Origin of the sequence: Microbacterium sp. (assembly GCF_035556355.1) — a bacterium.
GTDB lineage: Bacteria > Actinomycetota > Actinomycetes > Actinomycetales > Microbacteriaceae > Microbacterium.
Genome location: NZ_DATMFG010000047.1, coordinates 1 through 7,442, shown reverse-complemented (window position 1 = coordinate 7,442; position 7,442 = coordinate 1). Strand labels below are relative to the sequence as shown.

Below are 7,442 nucleotides of genomic sequence, written 5' to 3'. Positions count from 1 at the left end.
CCCGGCTTGAACTCGAACTCCCGGTCGACCGGATTGAACACGCTCACGCCGGTGACGTCGCCGGGGAGCAGATCGGGCGTGAACTGGATGCGCCGCACCGTGGCATCCACGGTGGCCGCCAGCGCCCGCGCGAGCATCGTCTTTCCCACGCCGGGGACGTCCTCGATGAGGAGGTGGCCTTCCGCGAGCAGGCACACGAGCGCGCTGCGCACGGCCTCCGGCTTGCCGTCGATCACCTTCCCGACGGAATCCAGGATGCCGGTCGTGGCGCGTTCGAAGTCGTCGGCCGTCATCTCGGCGGCGTCGATGTGACCTGGTTCTGTCGCGGTCTCTGGCAAGAGCGTCCCCCTCGGGTCGGACGTCGGGTCGGGCGCCGTCGCCCGCTTCCCCCACTGATCTTAACAATGCGCGCAGGAGGGGGCTCCTGGGAAGTCCCTGATCACCGCGGGGCCGCCCGCAGGTCGATCGTCGTGCGGCGACCGGCTAGACTGGCGGCAGCTCTCCGCGAGGCGGCATCCAGGCCAACTCCCCCAGGACGGAAACGTAGCAAGGGTAACCAGGCTCTGCCGGGTTCGCGGAGAGTCTTACTTTTCCCCGCCGCGCCAATAGGCTCTCGGTGTGGCGCAGAGCATCTACATCACGTCCGCCGAAGGCCACTCCGGAAAGTCCACCGTCGCACTCGGCGTGCTCGACGCGCTGAGCCGCGCGACGCCCAAGGTCGGCGTGTTCCGCTCCATCGCCCGCTCGACGGTCGAGCGCGACTACGTCCTCGAGATGCTCCTCGCGCACGACGGCGTCGACCTCGACTACGACGACTGCATCGGCGCGACCTACGACGAGGTGAGGGCCGATCCGGATGCCGCGCTCGCCACGATCGTCGAGCGGTACAAGTCCGTCGAGGCGCGGTGCGATGCGGTCGTGATCGTGGGTTCGGACTACACGGATGTCGGCAGCCCGGCCGAGCTCGGCTACAACGCGCGCATCGCGGCGAACCTCGGGGTCCCCGTGCTCCTCGTGCTCGGGGGCCGCACGGTCGACGCGAAGCCCGAGCAGCTCGGCTCGTCGCAGCCGCGGACTCCGGCCGAGATGGGGCAGCTCGCGCACCTCGCGATCGCGGAGCTCGCGCACGGACGCGCCGAGCTCTTCGCGATCGTCGCGAACCGCGCCGATCCGGAGCACAAGACCGAGACGATCGCGGCGATCAGACAGGCGATCGCGGCGGCGCATCCTCGGCACGCCGACGGCACCGTGCCGGTGTGGGCGATCCCCGAGGATCCGTACCTGGTCGCACCGTCGATGCGCGGCATCATGCGGTCGCTCGGCGGGGAGCTCGTCTCCGGCGACCCGGAGCTGCTGACGCGCCCGGCGCTCAGCGTCGTCGTCGCCGGCATGTCGATGGTGAACGTGCTGCCGCGGCTGCTGGAGGGCGCGGTCGTCGTGATCGCCGCCGACCGGTCGGAGGTGCTGCTGGCGACCCTGCTCGCGAACTCGTCGGGGACGTTCCCGTCGCTCGCGGGGATCGTGCTCAACGGGCCGTTCGAGATCCCCGACCCCGTGCGGCGGCTCATCGACGGCCTCGGCTCGAAACTGCCGATCGTCACGAGCCCGTACGGCACGTACGAGACCGCGGTGCGGATCATGGGCACGCGCGGGCGGCTCGCCGCGGACTCGCAGCGACGCTACGACACCGCGCTCGCCCTCTTCGAGACGAACGTCGACACCGAGGAGCTCACGCGGGCGCTCGGCGTCGCGAACGCGACCGTCGTGACGCCCCTCATGTTCGAGTTCCAGCTCATCGAGCGCGCGCGTTCCCAGCGCAAGCGCATCGTGCTGCCGGAGGGGAACGACGACCGCATCCTGCGCGCCGCGGGCACCGTCCTCAAGCGCGGCATCGCCGACCTCGTGATCCTCGGCGAGCCGGGCGACGTGAGGGCACGTGCGACCGAGCTCGGCGTCGACCTCGGCGAGGCCCGGCTGCTGAGCCCGTTCGACCCCGAGCACGTGCATCGTTTCGCGGAGGAGTACGCGCGCGTGCGCGCCCACAAGGGCGTCACGTACGAGAAGGCGGCCGACACGGTCACCGACGTGTCGTACTTCGGCACGATGATGGTGCACCTCGGGCTCGCCGACGGCATGGTGTCGGGCGCGGCCCACACGACCGCCCACACGATCCGGCCCGCATTCGAGGTCATCAAGACAAAGCCCGGTGTGTCGGTCGTCTCGAGCGTCTTCTTCATGGCGCTCGCCGACCGCGTGCTCGTGTACGGCGACTGCGCCGTGGTGCCGGACCCGACGAGCCAGCAGCTCGCCGACATCGCGATCTCGTCCGCCGCGACCGCGCGTCAGTTCGGCATCGAGCCGCGCATCGCCATGCTGTCGTACTCGACGGGGGAGTCGGGCTCGGGCGCCGACGTCGAGAAGGTGCGCGAGGCGACCGCGTTGGTCCGTCAGCGCGCGCCCGAGCTGCTCGTCGAGGGGCCGATCCAGTACGACGCCGCCGCCGACGCGGCGGTCGCCGCGACGAAGATGCCCGACTCGCAGGTCGCCGGCCGCGCGACGGTGTTCATCTTCCCCGACCTGAACACGGGCAACAACACGTACAAGGCGGTGCAGCGCTCCGCGGGCGCCGTCGCGATCGGGCCCGTGCTGCAGGGGCTCAACAAGCCGATCAACGACCTGTCGCGCGGCGCACTCGTGCAGGACATCGTCAACACGATCGCGATCACGGCGATCCAGGCGCAGGGGGAGTCCTCGTGAGTGTCGTCCTGGTCGTCAACAGCGGCTCCTCGTCGTTCAAGTACCAGCTCATCGACATGGACACCGAGCAGGTGCTCGCGACCGGCCTCGTCGAGCGTATCGGGCAGGCCGACGGCACGTCTCGTCACACCGTCACCAACCCGAACCGCGAGGGTCCCGCCACCGCGATGCTCGACGCGACGTTCACGCGGCAGCTGCCGATCCCCGACCACACCGCGGGATTCCGGGTCATGCTCGACGCGTTCACCGAGCACGGGCCGCTGCTGGAGGAGCATCCGCCCATCGCCGTCGGCCACCGCGTCGTGCACGGCGGAGCGCGCTTCTTCGAGCCGACCCTCATCACCCCGCTCGTCGAGATCAACATCGAGGACCTCTCCGAGCTCGCACCGCTCCACAACCCGCCCAATCTCGAGGGCATCAAGGCCGCGCGGATCACGTTCCCCGACGTGCCCCACGTCGCCGTCTTCGACACCGCGTTCCACCAGACGCTCCCGCCCGCGGCCTACACGTACGCGATCGACGCCGACCTCGCCGCATCCCACCGCGTGCGCCGCTACGGCTTCCACGGCACGAGCCACAAGTTCGTGAGCGAGTCCGCGGCGGACTTCCTCGGCAAGCCCCTCGCCGACCTCAAGCAGATCGTGTTCCACCTCGGCAACGGCGCATCCGTCACCGCGATCGACGGCGGCCGCTCGGTCGACACGTCGATGGGCATGACCCCGCTGGAGGGTCTCGTGATGGGCACGCGCTCGGGAGACATCGACCCCGCCGTCCTCTTCCACCTCGCCCGGCGTGCGCACCTGTCGGTGGATCAGCTCGACGACCTGCTCAACAAGCGCAGCGGCCTCCTGGGACTCGCGGGCGTCAGCGACATGCGCGACATCGAGGCGGGAGTCGACAGGGCGGACGCCGCGGCCACGCTCGCCTTCGACGTCTACATCCACCGCCTGCGCGCCTACGCGGGGGCGTACATGGCCGCCCTCGGCGGCGTCGACGTGATCTGCTTCACGGCGGGTGTCGGCGAGAATTCCGCGCGTGTGCGCGCCGCGGCGCTCGCGAACTTCGGGTTCGCGGGGATCGAGATCGACCAGGCACGCAACGAAGCGCGGCGGGGTGGCATCCGCGTCATCTCGACGGATGCCTCGCGCACGACCGTCCTCGTCGTGCCGACGAACGAGGAGCTCGAGATCGCGCGCCAGACACTCGCGGTCGCGCAGTCCTGATCTCAGGGTGTGCGCCCAGGTTCGGCGCGACTACGCTTGCATGGATCCCGCCACCACCCTGCCCGGAGGCCCGCTTTCGCCGTGACGTCTCTTCCCGACCTCACCACGTACGACGCCGTGCTGTTCGACCTCGACGGCGTCCTGACCCCGACCGCGGAAGTGCACATGCACGCGTGGCGTGCGATGTTCGAAGAGCTCTTCGCTCAGTGGGGCATCGAGCCGCCGTACACCGACGACGACTACTTCGCGTACCTCGACGGCAAGAAGCGCTACGACGGCGTCGCGAGCCTGCTCCACAGCCGCGACATCGAGGTGCCGTGGGGTGACCCCTCCGACCCGCCGAGCGCCGACACCGTGTGCGGCATCGGCAACCGCAAGAACGAGGTGTTCGAGCGCGTCCTCCGTCAGGAGGGCATCGCACCGTACCCGGGCTCGCTCGCGCTCCTCGACCGGCTGCGCGACGCCGGAGTCCCCGTCGCGGTCGTGTCGAGCTCGAAGAACGCCGCCGAGGTGCTCGACGTCGCCGGCATCCGCGACCGCTTCGCCGTCGTCATGGACGGCGTGATCGCCGAGCGCGACCAGCTCGCCTCCAAGCCCGCTCCCGACGTCTTCATCGAGGCCGCCCGCATGCTCGGCGCCGAGCCGGCGCGCAGTGCCGCCGTCGAGGACGCGCTCAGCGGCGTGAAGTCGGCCGCGCAGGGCGGCTTCGGACTCGTGGTCGGTGTCGACCGCGGCGTCGGAGCCGACGTGCTGCGCGAAGCCGGTGCCCACATCGTCGTCGATGACCTGGAGGAGTTCATCGCATGATCGACCGCGACCGCTTCCCCGTGGACCCGTGGCGGCTCGTCGAGCGCTCGATCGATCTGGAAGACGTCGGCGTGACCGAGACGCTGTTCGCCGTGGCGAACGGCTACCTCGGGCTGCGCGGCAACTTCCCCGAGGGGCGCCACGAGTACGAGCACGGCACCTACATCAACGGGTTCCACGAGACCTTCCAGATCCGTCACGCCGAGAACGCGTACGGATTCGCCGAGATCGGGCAGACGATCATCAACGCGCCGGATGCGAAGGTCATGCGCGTGTACGTCGACGATGAGCCGCTGTCGCTCGACGTCGCCGACGTGCGCGAGTACGAGCGGGTGCTCGACCTGCGCGAGGGCGTGCTGCGCCGGCACATCCGGTGGATGACGCCGTCGGGCAAGGATGTGGTCGTCGACGACGAGCGGTTCGTGTCGTTCGAGGAGAAGCACCTGGCGGTGTTGCGCCTTTCGATCACGGTCCTCAACTCCGACGCGCCCGTCACGATCAGCTGTCAGGTCATCAACCGGCAGGACGGCGAGAACGTCTACGGCGGAACCCCGATCGTGCCGAAGAAGGCCGGATTCGATCCGCGCAAGGCCGAGCGCATCGAGGAGCGTGTGCTCCAGCCGCAGGAGTACTGGCAGGACGAGAACCGCTCCGCGTTCGGCTACCGGGTGACCCAGTCCGGCATGGCGTTGGGCGTCGCCGCCGACCACGTCGTCGAGACCGAGAACGAGGTCGAGGCGCGCCGGCTCATCGAGCCCGACATCGCGAAGAACGTGTTCCGCGTGCGCGCGCGTGCGGGCGTCCCGACGGCGGTGACGAAGTTCGTGGCGTACCACACGTCGCGCGGCGTGCCCCCGCGCGAGCTCGTCGACCGCTGCCGTCGCACGCTCGACCGCGCGATGTCGACGGGGTGTGACACGCTGCTCGCCCACCAGGCGGAGTGGCTCGCCGCGTTCTGGGACCGCTCCGACGTGCGCATCGCCGGTCACGACGACCTGCAGCAGGCGACGCGCTGGTGCCTGTTCCAGCTCGCGCAGGCGTCGGCGCGTGCGGACGGACTGGGCGTACCCGCGAAGGGCATGACGGGGTCCGGGTACAGCGGCCACTACTTCTGGGACACCGAGATCTACGTCCTGCCGTTCCTCACGTACACGACGCCGCAGTGGGCGCGCAACGCGCTGCGGATGCGGTACCTCATGCTCCCCGCCGCGCGACGCCGCGCATTCCAGCTGAACGAGGCGGGCGCGCTCTTCCCGTGGCGGACGATCAGCGGTGAGGAGGCGTCCGCGTATTACGCCGCCGGCACGGCGCAGTTCCACATCAACGCCGACATCGTCTACGCGCTCGCGAAGTACGTGCGGGCGACGGGAGATGTGGACTTCCTGCACCGCGAGGGCATCGACATCGCGGTGGAGACGGCGCGCCTGTGGACCACGCTCGGGTTCTGGCGCACGAGCGACGACGGTGAGCGCACGTTCCACATCCACGGTGTGACCGGTCCCGACGAGTACACGACGGTCGTGAACGACAACCTCTTCACGAACGTCATGGCGCGGTTCAACCTCCGCTTCGCGGCGCGCGTCGTGCGTGAGCTCGCCGCCGCCGACGGCGAGGCGTTCCGAACGATGGTGACGCGCCTGAACCTGGAGGCGGGCGAGGCGGATGCGTGGGAGCGCGCCGCCGAGGCGATGTACATCCCGTTCAGCCCGGCGCTGGGCATCCACCCGCAGGACCATGTGTTCCTCGAGCGGGAGATCTGGGACCTCGAGAACACGCCGGCCGACAAGCGCCCGCTGCTGCTGCACTACCACCCGCTGGTGATCTACCGGTACCAGGTGCTCAAGCAGGCCGACGTCGTGCTCGCGCTGTTCCTGCAGGGCAACCACTTCTCGGCCGAGGACAAGCTCGCCGACTTCGAGTACTACGACCCGCTGACCACGGGCGACTCGACCCTGTCGGCCGTCGTGCAGTCGATCCTGGCGGCCGAGGTCGGCTACCAGGACCTCGCGCTCGAGTACTTCCGGCAGTCGCTGTTCGTCGACCTCGCCGACCTGCACCACAACGCCGCCGACGGCGTGCACGTCGCATCCGCCGGCGGCGTGTGGACCGCCCTCGTGTGCGGCTTCGGCGGCATGCGCGACCACTTCGGCGAGCTCACGTTCGACCCCCGCCTCCCCGCGGCGTGGCCCGAGCTCTCGTACGCGCTGGAGTGGCAGGGCACGCGCCTCGACATCACGCTGCGCCGTGACTCGCTCACGGTGCGCGCGTCGGAGGACGGCGCGCACGTCGGGTTCAGCGTGCGGGGCACGCCGTACATGATCGGACCGGGCGAAGAGGTCGTCGTGCCGCTCGCCGACCAGGGCCCGATCATCCCGGGGCGCCCCACGCAGCGCCAGTTCGCCGACATCCGCCGTGAGGACGGGACGCTCCTTTCGGCGTCGGTGCCGACGGTGACCTCGACGATCCCGGTGATCGTGCCGGACCCCGACGGGCACGTGCCGATCGACGTCTAGCTGTACTGCCCAGGGAGGTTGTTTGATCTGGCTTCCCTGATGTGACGAGAACCTCCCGGCAGAGTGGAGCTGCTACCGCATCCGCTCTGAACCAGGAGGTTCTCGTGTCTCACGCTAACGCGGCGCTCACCCCGCGCCAAAG

General features: G+C 69.8%; 5 protein-coding genes and 1 other RNA gene. 5 read left to right on the top strand and 1 reads right to left on the bottom strand.

Annotated features, from left to right (window positions below; genetic code table 11):
- A partial coding sequence (locus VNR19_RS13545) for an AAA family ATPase (RefSeq protein WP_325727601.1) occupies positions 1-293 on the bottom strand: 293 nt, incomplete at its 3' end.
- A gap of 200 nt (positions 294-493) precedes the next feature.
- Here VNR19_RS13545 and ffs point away from each other — a divergent pair.
- From ffs to VNR19_RS13520, 5 genes are all read left to right on the top strand, one after another.
- Positions 494-590: signal recognition particle sRNA small type (gene ffs, locus VNR19_RS13540), an RNA gene on the top strand.
- A gap of 28 nt (positions 591-618) precedes the next feature.
- A complete protein-coding gene (gene pta, locus VNR19_RS13535; RefSeq protein ID WP_325727599.1) occupies positions 619-2,757 on the top strand; it encodes a phosphate acetyltransferase in 2,139 nt (712 codons plus the stop codon).
- Complete coding sequence (locus VNR19_RS13530) at positions 2,754-3,980, top strand: acetate/propionate family kinase (RefSeq protein ID WP_325727597.1); 1,227 nt, start codon at positions 2,754-2,756, stop codon at positions 3,978-3,980. The genes pta and VNR19_RS13530 overlap by 4 nt, the downstream gene beginning before the upstream one ends.
- A gap of 81 nt (positions 3,981-4,061) precedes the next feature.
- Positions 4,062-4,787, top strand: coding sequence for an HAD family hydrolase (locus VNR19_RS13525; RefSeq protein WP_325727595.1), 726 nt, complete (start codon positions 4,062-4,064; stop codon positions 4,785-4,787).
- Entirely contained in the window at positions 4,784-7,300 is a 2,517-nt protein-coding gene (locus VNR19_RS13520; protein WP_325727593.1) for a glycoside hydrolase family 65 protein, read from the top strand. Before VNR19_RS13525 ends, VNR19_RS13520 begins: the two co-directional genes overlap by 4 nt.
- The last annotated feature ends 142 nt before the right edge of the window (positions 7,301-7,442 follow it).